Source organism: Dactylosporangium sp. NPDC049525 (genome assembly GCF_040676755.1).
Classification (GTDB): domain Bacteria; phylum Actinomycetota; class Actinomycetes; order Mycobacteriales; family Micromonosporaceae; genus Dactylosporangium.
In genome coordinates this window covers 1-20,354 of sequence record NZ_JBFAPO010000112.1, presented here as the reverse complement: position 1 = coordinate 20,354, position 20,354 = coordinate 1, and the positions used below count along the sequence as shown (strand labels likewise).

At 69.8% G+C, this 20,354-nt stretch carries 14 protein-coding genes; 6 read left to right on the top strand and 8 right to left on the bottom strand.

The window, feature by feature from the left end; translation table 11 throughout:
• Positions 1-450 (top strand): hypothetical protein (locus tag AB0K00_RS56605; protein WP_363539809.1); only part of this gene is annotated, 450 nt, incomplete at its 5' end.
• 88 nt (positions 451-538) lie between these two features.
• Positions 539-853 carry a DUF3817 domain-containing protein gene (locus AB0K00_RS56600; RefSeq protein WP_363539808.1) on the top strand — a complete coding sequence of 105 codons (315 nt, stop codon included), beginning with the start codon at positions 539-541 and terminating at the stop codon, positions 851-853.
• A 16-nt stretch (positions 854-869) separates the two neighbouring features.
• On the opposite strand, the gene AB0K00_RS56595 is transcribed toward AB0K00_RS56600, so the two are convergent.
• The 6 genes from AB0K00_RS56595 to AB0K00_RS56570 form a co-directional block, all read right to left on the bottom strand.
• Positions 870-2,741: a ricin-type beta-trefoil lectin domain protein gene (locus AB0K00_RS56595; RefSeq protein ID WP_363539806.1), complete on the bottom strand. Its 1,872-nt coding sequence runs from the start codon at positions 2,739-2,741 to the stop codon at positions 870-872.
• An 88-nt stretch (positions 2,742-2,829) separates the two neighbouring features.
• The gene (locus tag AB0K00_RS56590; protein ID WP_363539804.1) at positions 2,830-3,804 is read right to left on the bottom strand and encodes a hypothetical protein; all 975 of its coding nucleotides are present in this window, start codon (positions 3,802-3,804) and stop codon (positions 2,830-2,832) included.
• A gap of 106 nt (positions 3,805-3,910) precedes the next feature.
• Positions 3,911-5,626 (bottom strand): glycoside hydrolase family 13 protein, encoded by a 1,716-nt coding sequence (locus tag AB0K00_RS56585; protein ID WP_363539802.1) that lies wholly within the window; start codon positions 5,624-5,626, stop codon positions 3,911-3,913.
• Positions 5,623-6,468 carry a sugar ABC transporter permease gene (locus tag AB0K00_RS56580; protein WP_363539800.1) on the bottom strand — a complete coding sequence of 282 codons (846 nt, stop codon included), beginning with the start codon at positions 6,466-6,468 and terminating at the stop codon, positions 5,623-5,625. The genes AB0K00_RS56585 and AB0K00_RS56580 overlap by 4 nt, the downstream gene beginning before the upstream one ends.
• Complete coding sequence (locus AB0K00_RS56575; protein WP_363539798.1) at positions 6,465-7,997, bottom strand: ABC transporter permease subunit; 1,533 nt, start codon at positions 7,995-7,997, stop codon at positions 6,465-6,467. Before AB0K00_RS56575 ends, AB0K00_RS56580 begins: the two co-directional genes overlap by 4 nt.
• Before the next feature lie 2 nt (positions 7,998-7,999).
• Positions 8,000-9,256: a maltose ABC transporter substrate-binding protein gene (locus AB0K00_RS56570; RefSeq protein ID WP_363539796.1), complete on the bottom strand. Its 1,257-nt coding sequence runs from the start codon at positions 9,254-9,256 to the stop codon at positions 8,000-8,002.
• 321 nt (positions 9,257-9,577) lie between these two features.
• Between AB0K00_RS56570 and AB0K00_RS56565 the strand changes: the two genes are divergently transcribed.
• The 3 genes from AB0K00_RS56565 to AB0K00_RS56555 all read left to right on the top strand — a co-directional run bounded on the left by AB0K00_RS56565 (position 9,578) and on the right by AB0K00_RS56555 (position 12,787).
• Positions 9,578-10,591: a LacI family DNA-binding transcriptional regulator gene (locus AB0K00_RS56565; protein ID WP_363539794.1), complete on the top strand. Its 1,014-nt coding sequence runs from the start codon at positions 9,578-9,580 to the stop codon at positions 10,589-10,591.
• 36 nt (positions 10,592-10,627) lie between these two features.
• Positions 10,628-12,154 (top strand): glycoside hydrolase family 13 protein, encoded by a 1,527-nt coding sequence (locus AB0K00_RS56560; protein ID WP_363539792.1) that lies wholly within the window; start codon positions 10,628-10,630, stop codon positions 12,152-12,154.
• Between the two features lie 138 nt (positions 12,155-12,292).
• Positions 12,293-12,787 carry a hypothetical protein gene (locus AB0K00_RS56555; protein WP_363539790.1) on the top strand — a complete coding sequence of 165 codons (495 nt, stop codon included), beginning with the start codon at positions 12,293-12,295 and terminating at the stop codon, positions 12,785-12,787.
• A gap of 45 nt (positions 12,788-12,832) precedes the next feature.
• Here the strand turns inward: AB0K00_RS56555 and AB0K00_RS56550 are convergent, their stop codons facing one another.
• Entirely contained in the window at positions 12,833-14,932 is a 2,100-nt protein-coding gene (locus tag AB0K00_RS56550; protein ID WP_363539788.1) for a carbohydrate-binding module family 20 domain-containing protein, read from the bottom strand.
• Positions 14,933-14,952: 20 nt separating this feature from the next.
• Positions 14,953-17,895, bottom strand: a complete 2,943-nt coding sequence (locus AB0K00_RS56545) for a carbohydrate binding domain-containing protein (RefSeq protein WP_363539786.1) — start codon at positions 17,893-17,895, stop codon at positions 14,953-14,955.
• Between the two features lie 286 nt (positions 17,896-18,181).
• Between AB0K00_RS56545 and AB0K00_RS56540 the strand changes: the two genes are divergently transcribed.
• Complete coding sequence (locus AB0K00_RS56540) at positions 18,182-20,236, top strand: carbohydrate-binding module family 20 domain-containing protein (protein WP_363539784.1); 2,055 nt, start codon at positions 18,182-18,184, stop codon at positions 20,234-20,236.
• The last annotated feature ends 118 nt before the right edge of the window (positions 20,237-20,354 follow it).

The following is a 20,354-nucleotide window of genomic DNA, read 5'->3' as shown; positions in this document are numbered from 1 at the left end:
ACCAGGGGAGATACCGCGATGAGCGACTACGACGGCGGCGACACCGGCTACGACGGCGGCCACGACACCTACGGCAACTACGAGGCCGGCGAGAACCACGAGTCCCTCGACCAGCTGCACCAGGTCAACGCCAGCGAAGCCGACTACAACAACCAGTTCAACGTCTACGAGCAGGACCACGCCGCAGCCGAGAACACCAGCTTCGACCAGGGCCACCACGTCGAGTACTCCAACCCGTCCGGCGAGCACTACGAGGAGACCGACTACACCTCCTACGACCACAGCGCCGCCGAGACCGACCACGTCTTCGCCGCCGAAGGCAGCGAGTCCTCGCACACCGCCGAATACTCCGAACTCGACGCCCTCCAGGCCCGCCTCGACACCGCCTTCGCCTCCGCCACCCAGATCAACGGCGGCGGCACCGCCGAACTCGGCGTCGCCTCCAACTAAGCACTCACAGCACGACCCCTGGCGTGAGGCCGGTCACCAACACGGTGACCGGCCTCAGCCCTGTCCGGGATGGCGGCACAGTAGGAGCATGAGCAACAGCCCCGCACGGGTGTTCCGCGTCGCCGCGATCGGGGAGGCGTGTTCCTGGCTCGGCCTGCTGGTCGGGATGTTCTTCAAGTACGTGGTGGTCGAGAACGAGGTCGGGGTGAAGGTCTTCGGGCCGATCCACGGCGCGATGTTCGTCGCCTACCTGGTCGCGCTGGTGTGGGTGGCCAGGGCGGAGCGGTGGAGCTTCGCCCGGTTCGCCGTGGGCGCGGTCGCGTCGATCCCGCCGTTCACCACGCTGCTGTTCGAGCTGTGGGTGGAGCGGGTCAGGCGCGCCCCGGTGTTGGAACGCGCCTGACCACACCCGAAGGCCGTCAGGCCGGCAGGGTCCACCGCTGGTTCTGGCCCGTGCCGCATGCCCAGATCTGCAGCTGGGTGCCGTCGGCGGAGCTGGGACCGGTGGCGTCCAGGCACTTGCCGAGCGCCCGCAGCGTGCCGTCCCCCGGCGCGCTCCAGGTCTGTGCGGCGCTGCCGTTGCAGTCGTACAGCTGGACCTTCGTGCCGTTCGCGGAGTTGGCGGCGGCGACGTCAAGGCACTTGCCGAGCGCGCGCAGCGTGCCGTCCGTGCCGACGGTCCAGGACTGGGCGGTGCTGCCGTTGCAGGTCCACAGCTGGATCTTCGTGCCGTTGGCCGGGTTGGCGCCGGCGACGTCGACGCACTTGGCGCCGTAGCCGGTGATCGGGCCGACCCGGGTGGACGGGGTGCCGCTGCTGGCGCCGGCCCACAGGTACGTGCCGACGGTCTTCGCCGGCAGCGTGCTGCTCACCTGCTGGGTGCCGACCCGCAGGGTGAACGCCTGGTTGGAACCGGTCTGGTTGACCACGACGGTGACGAGGGTGCCGTCGGGATTGAGGAACGCCACGTTGGTGACGCTGCCGGTGCTGCCGTAGCCGGTGGAGACGCGGCGGGCGCCGGCCTTCACGAACTTCGAGAACTGGGCGACCATGTTGTAGTCCGGCAGGGCCCAGAACGTGTCGCGGTTGCTGGTGCTCTGCACGAGCATCGTCGGGTCGGGTGAGCCGGACCAGCGTTCGGGGGCCCGGTTCTGGTCGAGCATGCTGACCCAGCCCTCATACAGGGTGGCCTGGTTGCGGAAGTACTGCACGATCCGGTCGGCGCCCGAGGTGCCCCACACGGAGCGCTCGGTCATCAGCACGTCCTTGTCGGGGTAGGACGCCTTCACAGTGCTCATCGCGGACGGGTCGCCGGCGTAGTCGTGGAAGGCCACACCGTCCACAGCGGAGTAGGCGTCTGAGTGCGAGCCGGAGCTTCCCAGTACACCGGCCGCATAGGAAACCGACTCGGAGAAGTTGTGGTCGAAGGCCCAGATGCGGGTGCTGAGACCGTTGTTCGTGAGCTCGGCACGCAGCGCCTTGGCGAGCTGCCGCTCCTGGTCCGCGGAGACGAGCATGCCGGGGTAGTCCGGCGGGGAGAACAGCGGCTCGTTCTGCAGGGTGAGGGCGTGGATCGGGATGCCCTGCGCGGTGTATGCCTGCACGGCCCGCCGGTAGTAGGTGGCCAGGGTCGGGATCTGGCTGGTGTTGAGGCTGCCGCCGATGATGTTGTTGCTGGTCTTCATCCACGGCGGGGCGGACCAGGCGCTGGCGAACACCTTGATGTCGGGGTTGATGGCGAGGGCCTGGCGGACCGTGGCGATGATGTTGTAGTCGATGTCGCGCTGGATCGAGAACCGCGACAGTGACGGGTCGGCCGCGCCGTCGTCGTAGGTGTAGAAGTCGTGCGACGTGAAGTCGCTGGTGCCGAACGTGATCCGGATGACGTTGAAGCCGGCGCCGGTGGCGGGGTCGACGAGCGCGCGCAGGGCCCGGTCGCGGGCGGTGGCGCTCATCCGCGACAGGTTGTAGACCGTGGACTCTTCCAGCGACGAGCCGACCCCGAGGATCGTCTGGAAGCGGTTGTTCGTGTCGACGGTGATGGTGGGGGTACCGGCCGCCGCGACGACTGGCACGTCGGCCTGCCGGGACAGCTGGTATGGCGTGCCGGCGAGGCCGGTGGCCGGGTTGGTGTACCAGTTGCCGTTCTTCGGTTCGTAGCCGGCGGTGCGGGACTCGGAGCTCCAGTAGACCTGCACGCTGGTGGCGGCGGCCTGAGCGCTGGGCACGCTCAGGGCGACGACGGACGCGGCGAGGACGCTGAGGGCAAGCAACGGTCGGGTTGGGACCATGTGGGTTGCTCCTGGCGGGGAGTGCACGGAAAACTTCAGGACTTGAAATAAGCCCCGTCCGAACTCTCCGCGATAGGCAGCCAACCTGTCAATACGTGGCTACGCTGAGCTTCCCTCTCGGGTCGAAGTAGCCGATCGTGTCGTGGAAGCCGTCGGTGGCCGTGCCGACGCCGGATGCCGCGGGCAGTTCCCAGGGGAACGTGTAGAAGCAGGTCGGCCGGCAACCCTGGGAGTAACCGCGGTGCACGGTGCCGTCCGGCGCGCGGAACCAGATGTACAGGTCCGACGGGTGCGAGGTCAGCGAGAACCCGCCGCCGGTGGAGACCTCACCGGGCTGCGACACGCCGGAGCGGTTGGTCAGCGTGGCCGAGCCGGGCGTGAAGGTGGCGAGGTTGATGGTGTTGCCCGCGCCGGTCCAGCCGAGGATCAGGCCGTTGCCGGCGCCGGAGTCGTCCTGGACGAGCGCCGGTCCCGCGGCGGTGACGTCGGCGAGGGTGACCCGGTCCAGCAGTGCGATGCCGTTGGGCACGCCGTTGCTGCCGCAGCCGATGCTGTCGAGGCGGCCGAGGTTGAGCCGGCCGTCCAGCCCGGTCCACGCGATCCAGCGGCGGCCGAGGGCGTCGCGGGCCATCGCCGGCGAGCGCAGCGTGCGGACCCCGGTGAACGCCGTGCGGCACTTCAGGCCGTTGCCGATGGTGTAGGCGACGCTGAGGGTGTTGGCGTTGTTGGCCGCGGACCAGGCGAGGTAGACCCCGAAGGCGTAGCCGAACACGCCGTCGGCGTCCAGCGCGGGGCCTTCACCCTCGGGCACTCGCTCGACGACACTGTTGTCCTTGGTGAAGGTGTGCCCGCCGTCGACGGACCAGCCGACGATCAGCTGCTTGCCGGCGGTGCCGGAGGTGGATCCGGTCCACGCGGCGTAGAGCCGGTTGTTCGCGAACGCGAGCGCGGGCCGTCCGGAGCCGGTGTGGACGGTGGTGTACGCCGCCGCCGCACCCGGGAACAGACCCAGGACGAGTGCGGCGGCGGTGACGAAGGGCAGGGCGAAGCGGCGGACGTGCATCAGGCGTGGTCTCCACTCGGTGGCGGCGGCGGGTATGCCCGAGAGAGCGCTCTCCGAACGCCTTCAGTGTCCTGACGCCTTCACCGACGGTCAATATTTGTTGCCATCAGTTGCCATCGACCGACCACACCTGGAAGGTCGGCCCGTCGGACGGTGCGTTCACGGCGCCGCCGTACAGGTTGACCGCGCGTTCGAGGCCGGGCAGCTGCACCGGCGGGCCTGACGCCCGGCGGGCGAACACCAGGATCCGCTGCTGCGCGGTCTCCCGCCAGAACGCGATGGTGTCCGCGCCGGCGTGCTCGAGGCGCATCCCGCCGTGGCGCAGCGCCGGGTGGGCGCGGCGCAGGCCGAGCAGCGCGCGGTACCGGGCGAGGGTCGGCCGGTGCCAGCTCGGCTCGTCGTGCCACGGCATGGTGCGCCGGGACTCCTCGCCGTTCGTGCCGGTGAGGCCGAGCTCGTCGCCGGCGAACAGCATCGGCACGCCCGGCAGGGTCGCCAGGAGGCCCGCGGCGACCTCGACCCGGTCCGGGTCGCCCAGGACGGTGCGGACGCGGGGCGTGTCATGGGTGCTCAGCGCGGTCCAGGAGTGGGTCCACGACCGCCACGACATGCTCGCCGCGGCGGAGCGCATCGAGCGCACCACGGCGTCGCCGCCGCGGGTCGGCACTCCCCCGGGGACGCCGAGGAAGTCCGGCAGCGCGAGATCGGGCGCGCGCAGCCAGGTCCACAGCGGACGGGTGAAGCCGGCGTAGTTCATCGTGCCCTGCCAGCCGTCCAGGTCGAGGTCGCCGCCGGCGCTGTGAGAGTGTTCGGCGACGAGCATCGCGTCGGGGCGCACGTCGCGCACGGCGCGGGCGACGAGCCGGGACACCTCGTGGGTGAGGTCGTCGGTGCCGTGCCGGCCGGTCATGTTGGCGACGTCGACCCGCCAGCCGTCGAGGTGCTCCAGCCACCGTTGCAGCGGGTCGACGAACGCCTTGCGCAGCCCGGTGGAGTTCCAGTTGAGCTTCGGCAGGCTCGGTACGCCGAGCCAGGAGGCGTACCCGCCGTCGGGCGTGCGGTAGTAGCGGTCCTGCGCGGCGGGGTCGAGGAACCACTCGTGCCGGTCGCCGGTGTGGTTGGTGGTGATGTCGCCGATGAGCCGCATCCCGCGGGCGTGCAGGGCGTCGGCGAGCCGGGCGAGGGCCGCGTCGCCGCCGAGCAGCGGGTCGACGGCGTCGAAGGTGGCGGCGTCGTAGCGGTGATTGGAGCCGGCGGGGAAGAACGGTGTCAGGTAGACGGTGTCGGCGCCGAGGGACTGGATGTGCTCCAGGCGGCCGATGATGCCGTCGAGGTCGCCGCCGTAGATCTGGCGGCCGGTGAGCTCGCCGCGGCCGATGACGGGGGCGTCCCAGCCGCACGGCACCGCCCACGACGGCAGCGCCCGTTCGGCGTAGGCGGGCGAGCGGGCGAACCGGTCGGGGAAGATCTGGTAGATGGTCGCGTCGCGGATCCAGGCCGGTGGCGCGGGGTGCGCCACCAGCCTGAAGTCCGTGGCGTCCGAGACCTCGTGGTCCGCAAGACCGGCCGCGGAGTACCAGTTGCCGTCGACCAGGAACCGGTACGGGGTGACGGGGTTGTGCACGGGCAGGGTCGCCCGCCACCACAGCTCGTTGCCGCGGCGTTCGGCGGTCGCCTCGGAGAAGCGCGGCTCGCCGTCCACGAGGGACCGCACGTGCACCTGCGCGACCCCGGGCGAGGTGCGCAGGTGGACGTCGACCTCGGAGTCCAGCGCTGGGGCCTGGTCGGGCACGTGCAGGGCGGACCCGTCGTGGTGGATCATCCCTTCACCGCACCGGCGGTCAGCCCCGACACGATGTACCGCTGCAACGACTGGAAGACCAGCACCGTCGGGATCGCGGTCAGCAGCGACCCGGCGCAGAACATGCCGAAGTTCGCGTTGCGCTGCCCGGCGATGAGGCCGTAGAGGCCGACGGCGAGGGTCTTGGAGTCGTCGGAGCGCAGGAAAACGTTGGCGAGGAGGACTTCGTTGATGGTGCCGATGAAGCCGAGCAGCGCGGTGACCGCGAGGATCGGCGCGATCAGCGGCAGCGTGATGCGGAAGAACGTCTGCGCGTGGGTGGCGCCGTCCATGACCGCGGACTCGTCCAGTTCCCGCGGGACGGTGTCCAGGAAGCCCTTCATCAGCCAGGTGCCGACGCCGAGCGCGCCGCCGAGGTACAGCAGCATCAGCCCCCATGGGCTGTCCAGGCCGAACGCCGGGTAGTAGTCGCCGATCTGTGAGAACAGCAGGTAGATGGTGACCACGGCGAGGAACTGCGGGAACATCTGGATGAGCAGCAGCGCCATCAGCCCGACCCGGCGGCCCGCGAAGCGCATCCGGGAGAACGCGTAGGCGGCGAGCACCGACAGGAACACCCCTGCGGCCGACGCGGTCAGTGCGATGACGACGGAGTTGAGGTACCAGCGGCTGAACGCCGTCTTGGTGAACAGGTCGGCGAAGTTGGTGGTGCTGGCGCCGGTCGGGTAGAGCTCGGTGGAGCTCAGCGAGCCGACCGGGTTGAACGCCGCGGAGACCACGAACACGATCGGGAAGAGCGAGAACATCACCGCCACGATCCCGGCCGCGTGCCGCCATCCCATGCGGCGCATCCATCTGCTCATGAGTACACCTCTTCCTGCTTGCGGCTGCGGCGGAAGCCGATCACCGACACGATCGCCACGATGGCGAAGATGTAGACCGAGATGGCCGCGGCGAAGCCGAACTGGGCGCCGGAGCCGCCGAACGCCAGCCGGTACGTGTAGGTGATGAGCAGGTCCGTGGCGCCGACGCTGGAGTCGTCGGGCGGGAACGGGCCGCCCTCGGTGGTCAGGTAGATCGCGTTGAAGTTGTTGAAGTTGAACGCGAACGAGGCGATGAGCAGCGGTGTCAGCGCGACCAGCAGCAGCGGCAGGGTGACCTGTTTGAAGCGCTGCCACATCGAGGCACCGTCGATCGTGGCGGCCTCCGTCATCTCCTTCGGGATGGCCTGCAGCGCGCCGGTGGCGACGAGGAACATGTACGGGTACCCCATCCACAGCTGCACGAGGATGACCGCGAGCCTGGCCGTCCACGGCTGGCCGAACCAGTCCACGTCGACGCCGAAGAGCCGGTTGATCAGCCCGAACTGCTGGTTGAACATATCCCGCCAGACGAGCAGCATCGCGAAGCCCGGCATGGCGTAGGGCAGCACCAGCAGCACCCGGTAGAGGCTGCGGCCGCGCAGCTTGTCGGCGTTGAGGGCCAGGGCGCAGCCGAGGCCGAGGCCGAACGTGACCAGCACCGAGCCGATGGCGAACGCGAAGTTCCACGCCATGGTGCCGAGGAAGTGCCCGGAGATGCGGGAGTCGGTGAGGACGCGGGTGAAGTTGCTGAGGCCGACGGACACCTTCCAGCCCTGCGGGAGCCGTTCGCCGTCGGCGGCGACGAAGCTGCCGGCGTCGTTGTCGGCCGTCCACTGCTTGCCGGTGCCGCGGTCGGTGATGCAGTCGCAGGCCTTGTCGTAGAACTGGGTGGCCTGGCCGTTGTAGGCGCGGGTGAGGCCGGACGCGCGGACCGCGCCCTCGCCGGTCGGCACGCTGAAGGCGAGGATGTCGTCGTTGCGGAGGTTGGCCTCGCCGAGGCTCAGCAGGGTGTACCCGTCCGCCTCGACGATCTTCCGGCCGTCGACGGTGAACTGGGCCGGGTGCAGCCCGGTGCCGTCGCCGACGAACGTCGCGCCGGTCTTGTCGACGAGCAGGAAGACGATGGCGCCCTCGCGGGTGGCGACGGCCAGGTCGTACTCCTGGGAGCCGGGGATCTGCTTCACCGACGCGCCCTGCACGGCGGTGACGGCGTCGGCCTTGCTGCCGCGGTGCCCGTCGCCGTAGTTGGTGAACGCGGTGCTGGCGGTGTACAGCACCGGCACGACCTGGAACGCGAGCAGGAACAGCGTGCCGGGCACGAGGTACTTCGCGGCGATGTGCCGCGGGGTCAGGTAGACGTAGAAGAGCAGTGCGGTGGTCGCGGCGAGCACCGCGAGCCAGCCCCAGGCGTGGGCGTCGACCAGCGGGAGGGCGGCCGCGATCGCCAGCGCCAACCCGGCGCCGAGCAGGGCGATCTTGATGGTGGGGCCGGCGAGCGAGCCGCCTCCCCGCTGGGTCGTCGTCATCATCGTTACTTGTTGATCGCTTCGGTGATCGCCTTGCCGGCGGCGGCGAGAGTCGTCTGCACGTCGGCGCCGCCGACGATCGCGGCCTCGGCCTTGCCGAACGGGTCCCAGACCGCGGCCATGGCCGGGATCGCGGGGAGCACGGCGCCGCCCTTGCCGGCGTCCAGCCACTTCTGGATGTCGGGGTCGGTGCCCTTGACCTGGTCGAGCGCGGCGACGAGCGCCGGCGGGCGCGGGTTGGCCTGGTACAGCGCGACCTGCAGCTCGGGCTTGGTCAGGTAGTTGGTGATGAACTCGTTGGCCAGGGCCTTGCTCTTGCCTTTGCTGGCGACGTAGAACGCCTGCACGCCGACGAACGGCTGGGCGGGCTTGCCACCGGCGAACGCGGGGATCGGCGTGATGTCGTACTTGACGCCGGCCTTCTTGATGTCGGCGACTGCCCACGGGCCGGAGATGAGGAACGCGGTCTTGCCGCCGGTGAAGGTGGGGATGGCGTTGTCGCCGGTGATGGAGCGGGTCAGCGCGCCGCTGCCCTTCTCACCGAGGGCGGCGATCTTCTTGAACGCCTCGACCGAGGCGGGCTTGTCCACGCCCAGGTCGGCGGGGTCGTAGTCGCCGTTGGCCTTCTGCCCGAAGAGGTAGCCGCCGGCGGAGGCGTACAGCGGGTACGCGTGGTACGCGTCGCCGTTGGCGCCGACCTGCAGCGACATGATGTTGGTGACCTTGCCGGCGGTTTTCAGCGTCTGCCCGGCCTTGACGAGGTCCTCGATCGACGCGGGCGCGGTGGGCGCGAGGTCGGTGTTGCGGATGAGGGCGAGGTTCTCGATCGCGTACGGCACGCCGTAGAGCTGGCCGTTGAAGGTGACGGCCTTGACCGCGACCTCGGCGAACGCGGACTTCTGCGCCTCCGGCAGCTGCACCGGGTCGATCGCGCCGTTCTGGACCAGGTTGCCGATCCAGTCGTGCGCGCCGACGACGATGTCCGGGCCCTTGCCGGACTGCGAGGCGGTGACGAAGTTGGTCTGCAGGTCCTTGGAGACCGCCTGGACCTCGACGGTGACGCCGTTGTCCTTGCCGAACTTCTCCGCGAACGGCTTGAGGGCCGCGGAGCGCTGGTCGTCGGCCCAGATGGTGAGGGTGCCGCCGGCGGCAGCCTTGGACGCGCCGGCGGAGCTCGTCTTGTCGCCGTCGCTTTTGCCGCAGCCGGTGAGAACTAACGACAGAGCCGCAAGGGTGACGACACCCGTGATGCGGATGCGCATGGGGTTTCTCCTGTTCGGACAGGGGTGTGCCTCGGCCGCCCGCGGCGTTGGGCGCCGGGGCGTGAGGCGAGCAGGGTGTGCAGGGTGGTGCGCGGTCTCCGGGCATGACTGCGTCCACGGCTTTGCGACCGCTGACGTGGTCTTGCGGAGCCACGGGAATGCCTGAACTGGGGTGTGGAGCGGGGTGTGACGGACGGGTGTCGGGTCGCGATTCCAACGACACCCGTGCGCCGTGGCCGAACGCTAGCAAGACCTTGCGGCGAATGAAAGACCTTGCATCGACCTTTCACAAATGGCGGTTCGATGCTTTACAGTCGGCCTATGTCCACCGAGCCACCCCGTGCCCGGCTCGCTGATATCGCCCGGCAGGCGGAGGTCAGCGAGGCGACGGTGTCCCGCGTGCTCAACAACCGCGCCGGCGTCAGCGCGGACACGCGGCAGGCCGTCCTCACCGCGCTCGACGTGCTCGGCTACGAGCGCCCCGAGCGGCTGCGCAAGCGCAGCGCGGGCCTCGTCGGACTGGTCACGCCCGAGCTGGAGAACCCCATCTTCCCGCTCTTCGCCCAGATCATCGAGTCCGCACTGGCGCAGCACGGCTTCACGCCCGTGCTGTGCACGCAGACCCCGGGCGGCGTGACCGAGGACGAGTATGTCGAGATGCTGCTGGACCGGTCCGTCGCCGGGATCATCTTCATCTCCGGCCTGCACGCCGACACCACCGCGGATCACGACCGCTACCGCAAGCTGATCGACCGGCCCCTGCCGATCGTGATGATCACCGGCTTCGTCGCCGGCCTCGACGCGCCCTGCATCTCCTGCGACGACCGGCTCGCCAGCCAGACGGCGGTCGACCACCTGGCCTCACTCGGCCACACCCGCATCGGCCTCATCTCGGGCCCCGACCGTTACCTGCCGGTGCAGCGCAAGCTCACCGGTTACCGCGCGGCGATGCAGCGGCACGGCCTCGAGGAAATGGTCGAGCTGTCCCTCTTCGGCGTCGAGGGCGGCGCCGCCGCCGCCGACCGGCTCATCGCGCGCGGCGCGACCGGCCTCGTCTGCGGCTCGGACCTCATGGCGCTCGGCGCGATCCGCGCCGCCCGCGCCCGCGGTCTTTCGGTGCCCAAGGACGTCTCCGTCGTCGGCTACGACGACTCGCTGCTCATCGCCTTCACCGACCCGCCGCTGACGACCCTGCGACAGCCGGTCCGGGCGATGTCCAACGCCGCCGTGCGCGCCCTCGTCGACACCATCAACGGGCAGCCGACCCCGCACTCCGAGTACCTCTTCAACCCGGAGCTCGTGGTCCGCGGCTCGACGGGCATCGTCGCCCGCTGATCTTCGCCCCTCTTCAGCGCAAGGGACCCCTTCACTGTGCCTTCTTCGCACTGGTGGCGCACTGCTGCCATTTACGAGATCTATGTCCGCAGCTTCGCCGACGGCAACGGCGACGGCGAGGGCGACCTCATCGGGCTGCGCGAGCGCCTGCCGTACCTGCGCGACCTCGGCGTCGACGCGATCTGGCTGACGCCGTTCTTCCGCTCCCCCATGGTCGACGGCGGCTACGACGTCGCCGACTACCGCGACGTGGACCCGCTGTTCGGCACCCTCGCCGACTTCGACGCGATGCTCGCCGCAGCGCACGCCCTGGACATCCGCGTCATCGTCGACATCGTGCCCAACCACACGTCCTCGCAGCACGCCTGGTTCACCGAGGCCCTCGCCTCGCCGCCCGGATCCCTGGCCCGGGACCGGTACATCTTCCGGCCTTCAGCTGATTCACTTGATGAGCCTCCGAACGACTGGGAGTCCATCTTCGGTGGCCGCGCCTGGACCCGCACCCCGGACGGCGAGTGGTACCTGCACCTGTTCGACCCGGGCCAGCCCGACCTCAACTGGGACAACGCCGACGTGCGCGCCGAGTTCGAGTCGGTCCTGCGGTTCTGGCTCGACCGCGGCGTCGACGGCTTCCGCATCGACGTCGCCCACGGCATGATCAAGGAGGCCGGCCTGCCGTCCGTCGGGCACCCGCAGCAGATCGGGCTGCTCGGCCGCGAGCCGCTGCCGTACTTCGACCAGGACGGCGTCCACGAGATCTACCGCGCCTGGCGGAAGATCCTCGACTCCTACCCCGGCGACCGGATGGCGGTCGCGGAGGCGTGGGCGTCCACCCCGCTGCGGCTGGCCCGCTACGTCGCCCCCGACGAGCTGCACCAGGCGTTCAACTTCGACTTCCTCGCCGCGCCGTGGTCCGCTGCCGCGCTGCGCGCCACGATCGACGCGTGCATCGAGGCCGCGGACAGCGTCGGCGCCCCGACCACCTGGGTGCTGTCCAACCACGACAAGGCCCGCCACCTCACCCGCTTCGGCTCCCCGTCGATCGCCCGCGCCGCGGCGCTGCTCATGCTGGCCCTGCCCGGCGCGGTCTACCTGTACCAGGGCGAGGAGCTCGGCCTGCCCGAGGTCCTGGACCTGCCCGACGACGCCCGCCAGGACCCCGTGTGGCACCGCTCCGGCGGCACCGACCCAGGCCGCGACGGCTGCCGCGTGCCGCTGCCGTGGACCGCGGACGCACCCGCCTACGGCTTCTCCACCACCGGCCGCTCCTGGCTGCCGCAGCCCGACTGGTCGTCCCTGGCCGTGTCCGCACAGCAGGGCGTGCCTTCTTCGTTCCTGGAGCTGTACCGCGAGGCGCTGCGCCTGCGGCGCACGTTCACCGGCCCGCTGACGTGGCACCCCTCCCCCGCCGACGTCCTGGACTTCCAGCGGGAGGGCCTCCGCTGCGTGGTCAACCTGTCGGCGGCCCCAGTCCCTGTGCCTGCCGGCTCCGTCGTGCTGTCCAGCGTGGACCTGACCGGCGACCTGCTCCCGCCCGACGCGGCCGCCTGGCTGCGCGCGTAGCAGTCCCCTGCCGACCGGCTCTGGAGGTTCGCTTCCAGGGCCGGTTCCGCATCTGCGGATGCAGCTGGCGACGGTGTCGCACCACCTGGGCACGGCACGGGCCGGACAGGCGCGGCGGTGAGGTGACACGATCGACGCATGTGGTGGGCGGCGCGGCTCAGCGTGCGGAGCACGCTTGTGGTGATGGCGGGCTGCTGGGTGGCCGGGGCGGTGCTGCTGGTGCTCGCCGGGCGCAGCTCCGCCGCGCAGGAGCGGATCCAGGCCGCGCCGTTCTGCACCGCGGGTCAGGTGTTCACCGCGACGGCGTGCCAGTTCACCCTCGACGGGACGATGACGGACCTGACCAGCGACCGGGCCGAGCTGGACGTCGACGGTCGCCACTTCGCCGTGGACGTCATGATCTCCGGGACCATCTCCGAGGTCGCGGGCACTGCGGTCAAGGTGACGCTGTACCGCGGCAAACCCGTCCATGTCGAAGGCGCGGGGCTGAGCTTCGACGTGGAGGACGCACCGTCCAACAGCGCCATGAGGTATCACAACACCGGCATGTTCCTGCTCCTCGCCGGCACCATCGGGGGCTGCGCCAACCTCGTCATCGAGATCTTCGGCCACGGCCGGAGGCGGGTGGCGTGAGCCAGAGCCCGGGTCCTCGGCGAGGACCCGGGCTCTGTGGTGGGGTTACTTCCAGGTGGCGTTGACGGTCTGGCTGGCGGTGCCGGTGTTCAGGGTGCGGTTCGCGCCGCTCTCCCAGGTGACGTTGCCCGCGCCGTCCTTCTTGATGAACTTGTACTCCACCGCCGTGTTGGCCGGCATGGTGACGGTGCCGGACCAGACGGGGTAGGTGGCCGAGGACAGGGCGATCGCGTTCGCCGTGTTCCATGAGCCGAGGGCCGCGATGGAGCCGACCACGTACACGTTCTGGCCAGGGACCGTGGTGACGGTGGCGTTGAAGGTCACCGCCGGGTTCGTGGTCGAGGAGCCGTTCCAGCTGGTGTTGATGGTGCCGGTGCCGCCGGCGGGGACCGTGTACGTGTGGTTGTTCCCCGGTTCCCAGGTGACGGCGCCGCCGCTGGTCTTGGTGATGAACTTGTACTCCACCGCGGTGTTCGCCAGCAGGGCCACGGACGCCGTCCACGCCGAGCCCGAGGCGGTCATGGGGATGGCGTTGGCGGTGTTCCACGCGCCCAGGGCCGCGACGGAGCCGACCAGGTAGACGGGGTTGCCGGTGGGCGCGCCGGTCACCGTGAAGGAGACGCCGGACGGGTTCGGCGACTGCGACGTGGACGGGGTCGGTGAGGGGGTACCGCCGGTGACGCGGGCGTTGACGTGGAGCGCGACGGCGTCCTTGGCGTTGGCGCCGACCGTGGCCTGGCCGGAGCCGTTGACGGTGACGGTCGGGCCGCTGCACGAGGAGGTGGCGGCCGTGTAGTCGCCGTGGATGACGTCGCAGTAGACACCCGCCGGCAGGCCGGTGCTGAACGTGCGGGAGGCGACGGAGCCGGAGCCGTTGTTGATGAGGGTCCAGCCATTGACGCCGCGGGAGAAGGCGATCGCGTTCGAGCCGTCGCTCCACCAGTTGCCGACGGTGGTGTTCGCCTTGGTGGCGTTGTGGAAGCCGACCATGTTACGGATGGAGCGCTGGCGGTGCTGGCATTCCCAGCCGCTGCCGCAGGTGACGGCGCTGACGTAGCCGTTGCCGTCGGCCGGCGGGGACGCGTCGGTGTTGGAGAAGGAGAAGGAGCTCATGACGTTGGGGGTGCCGTAGTTCCAGGCCAGCATGAAGACGGTGGCGAGGGTGTCGGTGCTGCCGTTCTTGTAGCTCAGGGTGGAGCCGTTGCGCTCGGTGTCGTGGTTGGACACGAACGCGGTCGCCTTGTCGGTGGGGCGCAGCCCCCAGCTGGTGCCGAACGTCTGCAGGTTGGCGATGTTGCCCTGGAACTGGCTCTTGAGGTTGGTGGCGTAGTTGAACTCCAGGACGCCGCCGATGCCTTCGTAGGCGGCCATCGACAGATTGCCGCTGCCGCCGGGCATGACCTCCTGCGTCCAGTACACGTTCTGGTTCGTGAGTTTGCCCTTGATGGCGGCCAGGTCGGCCTGGGCCATGTGCTTGGCCGCGTCGATGCGGAAGCCGTCGACGCCGACGCTGATCAGGTTGTTGAGGTACCCGGCGATCTTCGTGCGCACGTAGTCGGTCTCGGTTGCCAGGTCGGACAGGCCGACCAGCTGGCAGTTCCAGACCTCGGTCTGGTTGTTCCAGTCGTGGATCTGGTTGTCCGCCTGGGGGCAGGCGCCGCCGTTGTGGTGGAAGTCGTTGTACCCGTAGCCGGCGCTCGGGTAGCTGTAGTTGTTCGTGAACGACGCCGGCCCGTACGCGGTGGTCGAGGACTGGTTGGCGCCGGTCATGTGGTTGATGACCGCGTCGACGTAGACCTTGACGCCGGCCGCGTGGCAGGTGGAGACCATCGAGGCGAACTGGGCGCTGGTGCCCATGCGGCTGTTCAGGTCGTAGGCGGCGGGCTGGTAGATGTCCCACCACGGGTGGCCGGCGACGCTGATCGAGTCCTCCGGCGGGGCGACCTGCACGGCACCGTAGCCGGCCGGGCCGAGCACGTTGGTGCATTCGGTGGCGATGGACGTCCACGGCCACGACCACAGGTTGGCGATGACGTCGTCGGACGCGACGGACGCGTCGGCGGAGCGGTCGGCGGACAACAGCGGGTAGGCGAGCGCGCCGGCCACGGCGAGCGCGACCGCGCCGATACTCAGGGTGCGTTTCATCAGGGGTGTCTCCAAACCTTCTAGCGGAGGTAGGGGCCGGCGGTGCCGACCTTGCCCGGCGCGGGGTTGCCGGGCAGCGACAGCACGTAGACGCGCATGGCGCCCTTGGCGGTCACGGTGGCGGTGAGGGTGCCGTTGGCGACGGTCTGCACGTCACCGGTGACGGCGTCGGTGTACGTGCCGTTGGGGATGCCGGTGAAGGTGGCGGTGCTGGAGACGGCGACGAGGACGAAACTGTCCACGCTGCCGGCGGTGTAGCGGCGCTTGTAGGCGATGCCGCCGGAGACGCCCGCGGTGGAGTACTGCCCCATCTGCAGTGCCGGCACCGCGCGGCGGATCTGGTTGAGCCGCTGGACGTGCTGGACGAGCGGCTTGCTCAGCGTGGTCGCGACCGGTCCGCTGGCACTGGCGACGGTGCCGTAGCCGGACGCGACGACCGTACCCTCCACATAGGAGCCGAAGTAGGCCCGGCCGGTGTTGGCCAGGGGGCACGTCGGTCCGCAGTCGATCTGCTTGCCGGCCTGGAACTCGACCTCCGAGCCGTAGTAGAGGACCGGGACGCCGCGGAACGTCCACATGAGATCCATGTTCTCGGCCCACGCGTCCGTGCCGCCGGCGTAGCGGGTGGAGGACTTGTTGGGCCCGTAGTCGTGCGAGTCCACGTACACGGCGTTGTACGTGGCGTCGTTGACGCTGTCGTCGGAGTCCTTGCCGTTGTTGAAGGCGTTCGCGGCGTCACCGAAGTTCATGTGCATCCGCATGTCGATGATGTTCATGCCGGAGAACTGGCTGTGATCCGGCGCGTGGTAGTCGTTGCCGACCAGGAAGGCGTTGGTGGACACCGGCTGGTTCGCGGTGCCGAGCTGGTTCTCGTAGTTGAACTGGTCCAGGGCCGCCTGCACGTCGTCGGCGACGTAGGTGCGCCGCTCCTTCCAGGTGTAGAACTGCGCGGAGTGGTTGACGGAGCCGCGGTTCCACTTGTCGTTGACGAACGCGGCGACCTCGCCGAAGACGTAGAAGTCGTTCGCCTTCGCCGCGCCGTACTTCTGGGTGAGGTGCTGCTGCAGGGCCGGCAGGAAGCGCCGGTTCCAGGTGACCCGCGGGATGTGCACGGCAGTGTCGACGCGGAACCCGTCGACGCCCATGTCGATGTAGGAGTTGTAGGCGTCGATGAGGTACTGCTGCACCACCGGGTTCTCGGTGTTGAAGTCGGCGAGGTCGTCGTGCAGCCAGCAGGAGCGGGCGTCCTCGCCTTCCCAGTTGCCGATCCAGCACTGGTGGTACAGCGAGGCGGGGAACATCTTGGCGGTCGGGCTCGGCCACTGGCAGTTGTGGATGGTGTAGCCCTCGGGGCTGTAGTAGCCGTTGGGCAGGCCGTAGTTGGGGCAGGTGTTGCCGGCCGGTGCGGTGGTGGACCACAGGTCGCCGTTGTAGGCGCGGCCGAGCGAGTTCTCGTTCAGCGGGTTGTAGGTGGCGCCGGGGACCTTCTCGCTGTACATCCAGTCCCACTGCCCGTCGCGGGCGCCCCACACCGTCGGCACGTACAACCCGCGAGCGCCCCACCGGGAGCTATGGTTGTAGACCACGTCCTGGTAGATCTTCAGGCCCTTGGCGTGCGCGGAGTTGATGAGGTCCTGGTAGCTGGTGCCGGGTGACTCGAGGCGCGGGTCGACGCGGAAGAAGTCCCAGCCGTGGTAGCCGTGATAGTCGTAGTCGGAGCGGTTGAGCACGACCGGCGTGATCCAGATGGCGGAGAAGCCCAGGCCCTTGATGTAGTCGAGCTTGTCGACGAGGCCCTTAAAGTCGCCGCGGAACATGGGGTCGTTGTTGGCGGCGTTGCCGGACTTGACGTGCTGGCTGCCGCCGCGGTCGTTGGACGTGTCGCCGTCGTAGAAGCGGGCGGTGAGAACGAAGTAGATGCTCTCCTTGCGCGGGTCACCGCCGAGCATCGACCCGCCCGCCGGCAGCGGCGGCGCGTCGCCGGTCGTGACGGTGACGGTGCTGGACGCGCCGGACAGGTTGCCGGCCGCGTCGACGGCCTTCACGGTGTACGTGTAGCTGGTGCGCGGCGCGAGCCCGCCGTCAATATACCCGTTGGTGGCGCTGGTGAGCTGGACGGGCCCGGGGGTGCGGGTGAGCTGGTAGCCGGTGACGCCGCGGTCGTCGGTCGAGGCGGTCCAGGACAGCGTCACCGTGACGTGGTCGACGGTGGCGGTGACGCCGCCGGGGATGCTCGGCGGGGTGGTGTCGGGCGGGACGGCCGCGCACGGGTCGGTGGCGCTGCCGGTGACGACGCCGCCGGCGACCCGTGAGGTGCCGGCGTTGAGGCGGTAGTTGGCGCCGTTGTTGTTGTCCCAGGTGCCGGAGCCGTTGTTGAACACGGCCTGCATGCCGGTGGCGGCGCCGAGGGCGACGGTCTTCTTCACCCAGCCGGCGCACGCGGTCTCGTTCATCGGCACGCCGGGGACGGCCGTCCACGCCTCGCCGGTCGGCGCGTAGTGGATGTTGACGAGGGGCCACGTCTTGCCGGCGGTGGAGTAGAAGACGGTGGCGGTGTTGCCGGTGGGCGGCGGCGTGGTCGGGGTCGGCTGGCCGCCGCAGGGGTTGCCGGTGCCCGCGACGCCGCCGGTGACGGTGACGTCGCCGCTGCCGAGCGAGTAGTTGCGGCCCGAGTTGTTGTCCCAGGTCCCGGATCCGTTGTTGAACACCACCTGCAGGCCGGTGGCGGAGCCGAGGTCGATGGTTTTGCTGAACCAGCCGGTGCAGGCGGTGCTCATCGCCACGCCGGGCACGGCGGTCCACGCGCCACCGTTGGGGGCGTAGTGGATGTTCACGGTGGTCCAGGCGGCGGTGGGCTTGTAGTAGACGGTCACGGTCGTGCCCGCGGCGGCGAGGGCAGGAACGAAGAGCAGCGACGCCAGCAGCGTCAGGACGGTGAGCAACAGGGTTCTTCTGCGGGGCATGGGTGCTCCTTGCGTACATCGATGCGGTGGCGGACCGACCGACGTGACAGCCCGGCGGGGCATGGCAACGCGTGGAGGAAGACTGATCTGGACGATTGACGTATGTCAAGGTTCTTGCAAAAATCACCAGTTCCTCACCGCGCGCATTACATCTGAGCTGCTGAAACTCCGACGCCATCTTGCAAAGATCAACAGGTCTTTACCGGCGCGTTACGGGAAGCTAGCATCAGGGCGCTCTTGCAAGACTTTGCACACTCTGCAAGTCACCTACAGTGGAGCGTATTCGTTGAAGCGACCCCTCCTGCTCGCGGCGGTGCTCGCCCTGACCGCCGTCGGGCTCAGCGCCCCTCCCGCGCAAGCGTCCAGCTCCAGCAAGGACGTCACCGCGCACCTCTTCCAATGGCCGTGGCGCGACGTCGCCCACGAATGCCGCACCACCCTCGGCCCGGCCGGCTACGCCGCCGTGCAGGTCACCCCGCCACAGGAGCACGTCGAGTTACCCGCCCAGGGCTATCCCTGGTGGCAGGCGTACCAGCCGGTCAGCTACAAGCTCGACAGCCGCTACGGCAACACCCGCGAGTTCGCCGGCATGGTCGAGGCCTGCCACCGCGCCGGGGTGAAGGTCTACGTCGACGCCGTCATCAACCACATGTCCGGCCAGGCCACCGGCGGCACCGGCAGCGGCGGCACCCGCTTCGGCAAGTACGACTACCCCGGCCTGTACGACACGACCGACTTCCACCACTGCGGCCGCAACGACGACGGCTGGATCCACGACTGGAACGACGCGTGGGAGATCCAGAACTGCGAGCTGCTCGGCCTGTCCGACCTCGCCACCGAGCAGGACGACGTCCGCACCGACATCGCCGGCTATCTCAACTCGCTGATCCGCCTCGGCGTCGACGGGTTCCGCATCGACGCCGCCAAGCACATCCCGGCCGCCGACCTCGCCGCCATCAAGGCCAAGCTCAAGCGCCCCGCGTACCTGTACCAGGAGGTCCTCGGCAACGCCCCGATCCCGAAGGCCGACTACCTGCCCAACGGCGACGTCATCGAGGACGCCTACGGCCAGCAGATCAGCCGGGTGGTGAAGACCGGCAAGCTCAGCTGGCTCGACCAGTTCGGCGAGGCGTGGGGCTTCTCCCCCGGCGGCACCGCCGTCGTCTACGTCGACAGCCACGACACCGAACGCGACCAGAGCGGCGCGACCCTGACGTACAAGGACGGGCCGCTGTTCGCGCTCGGCAACGCCTTCTCCCTCGCCTGGCCCTACGGGCGCCCCCTGGTGCTGTCCAGCTACGGCTTCACCAGCACCGACGCCGGCCCGCCCGGCGCATCGGCCGACGGTGACCTGCGCTCCGTGCGCTGCGGCGGCGTCACCAGCGGCCCCGGCGGCTGGCTCTGCCAGCACCAGGACACCGCGACCACCGGCATGGTCGGCTTCCGCAACGCCGCCGGCACCGCGCCGGTGAGCCACTGGTGGAGCGACGGCGACAACGCGATCGCGTTCGCCCGTGAGGGCCGCGGCTACGTCGTGCTCAACCGGGAGAACACCGCCGTCACCCGCACGTTCGACACGGGCCTGCCGGCCGGCACGTACTGCGACGTCACCAAGGGGACCGTGCGCGGCAACCGGTGCACCGGTCCGACCGTCACCGTCGCCAAGGGCGGCGCGCTGACCACGACGGTGCCCGGCCTGAGCACCCTCGCCATCGACGTCCAGCACCGCGTGTCCCGCCCGGTCGCAGCCGCCGCCCCCGCGGTCAGCTTCTCCGCGTACGCGGTCGTCGCCCCCGGCGAGCGGCTCGTCCTCGTCGGCAACGCCCCGGCCCTCGGCGCCTGGGACCCGGCGAAGGGCGTCCGGCTCGCCTCGACCGGCTATCCACAGTGGACGGCGCGGGTGCAGATCCCGGCCGGCACGGCGATCGAGTACAAGTACGTGAAGCCTGCCGCCGACGGCACCGTCACCTGGGAGAGCCGCCCCAACCGCACCGCCACGGTGCCCGCCGACGGCTGGCTGTCCACTTCGGACGGCTGGGAGGCCGGCGCGACCGTCCAGGCCAACGTGACGCTGCACGTCTCGGAGGAGCCCGGGCAGCAGGTGTACGTCGTTGGCGCCGCCCCGTCGATCGGATCGTGGGATCCGGCGAACGCGGTGCCGCTGACCAAGTCCGCCGACGCGACGTGGACGGGTCAGGTGACCCTGCCCGGCTCCGCGGTCGTGGAGTACAAGTACATCCGCAAGGACGCCGCCGGCACGGTGGTGTGGGAGAGCGACCCGAACCGCACGGTCAGCACCCCGTCGGGCGGCACCATCACCCTGGATGAGACCTGGCGCTGACGAGTGGGGCGGGCACCGGGTCATCGGACGGTCATGCCCGCCCAGAACAGGACCCCCATGCCAGTAACGAAACGCATCAGGTGGCGCACAGCGCTGCTCGCGGTCGGTGTCACCACGG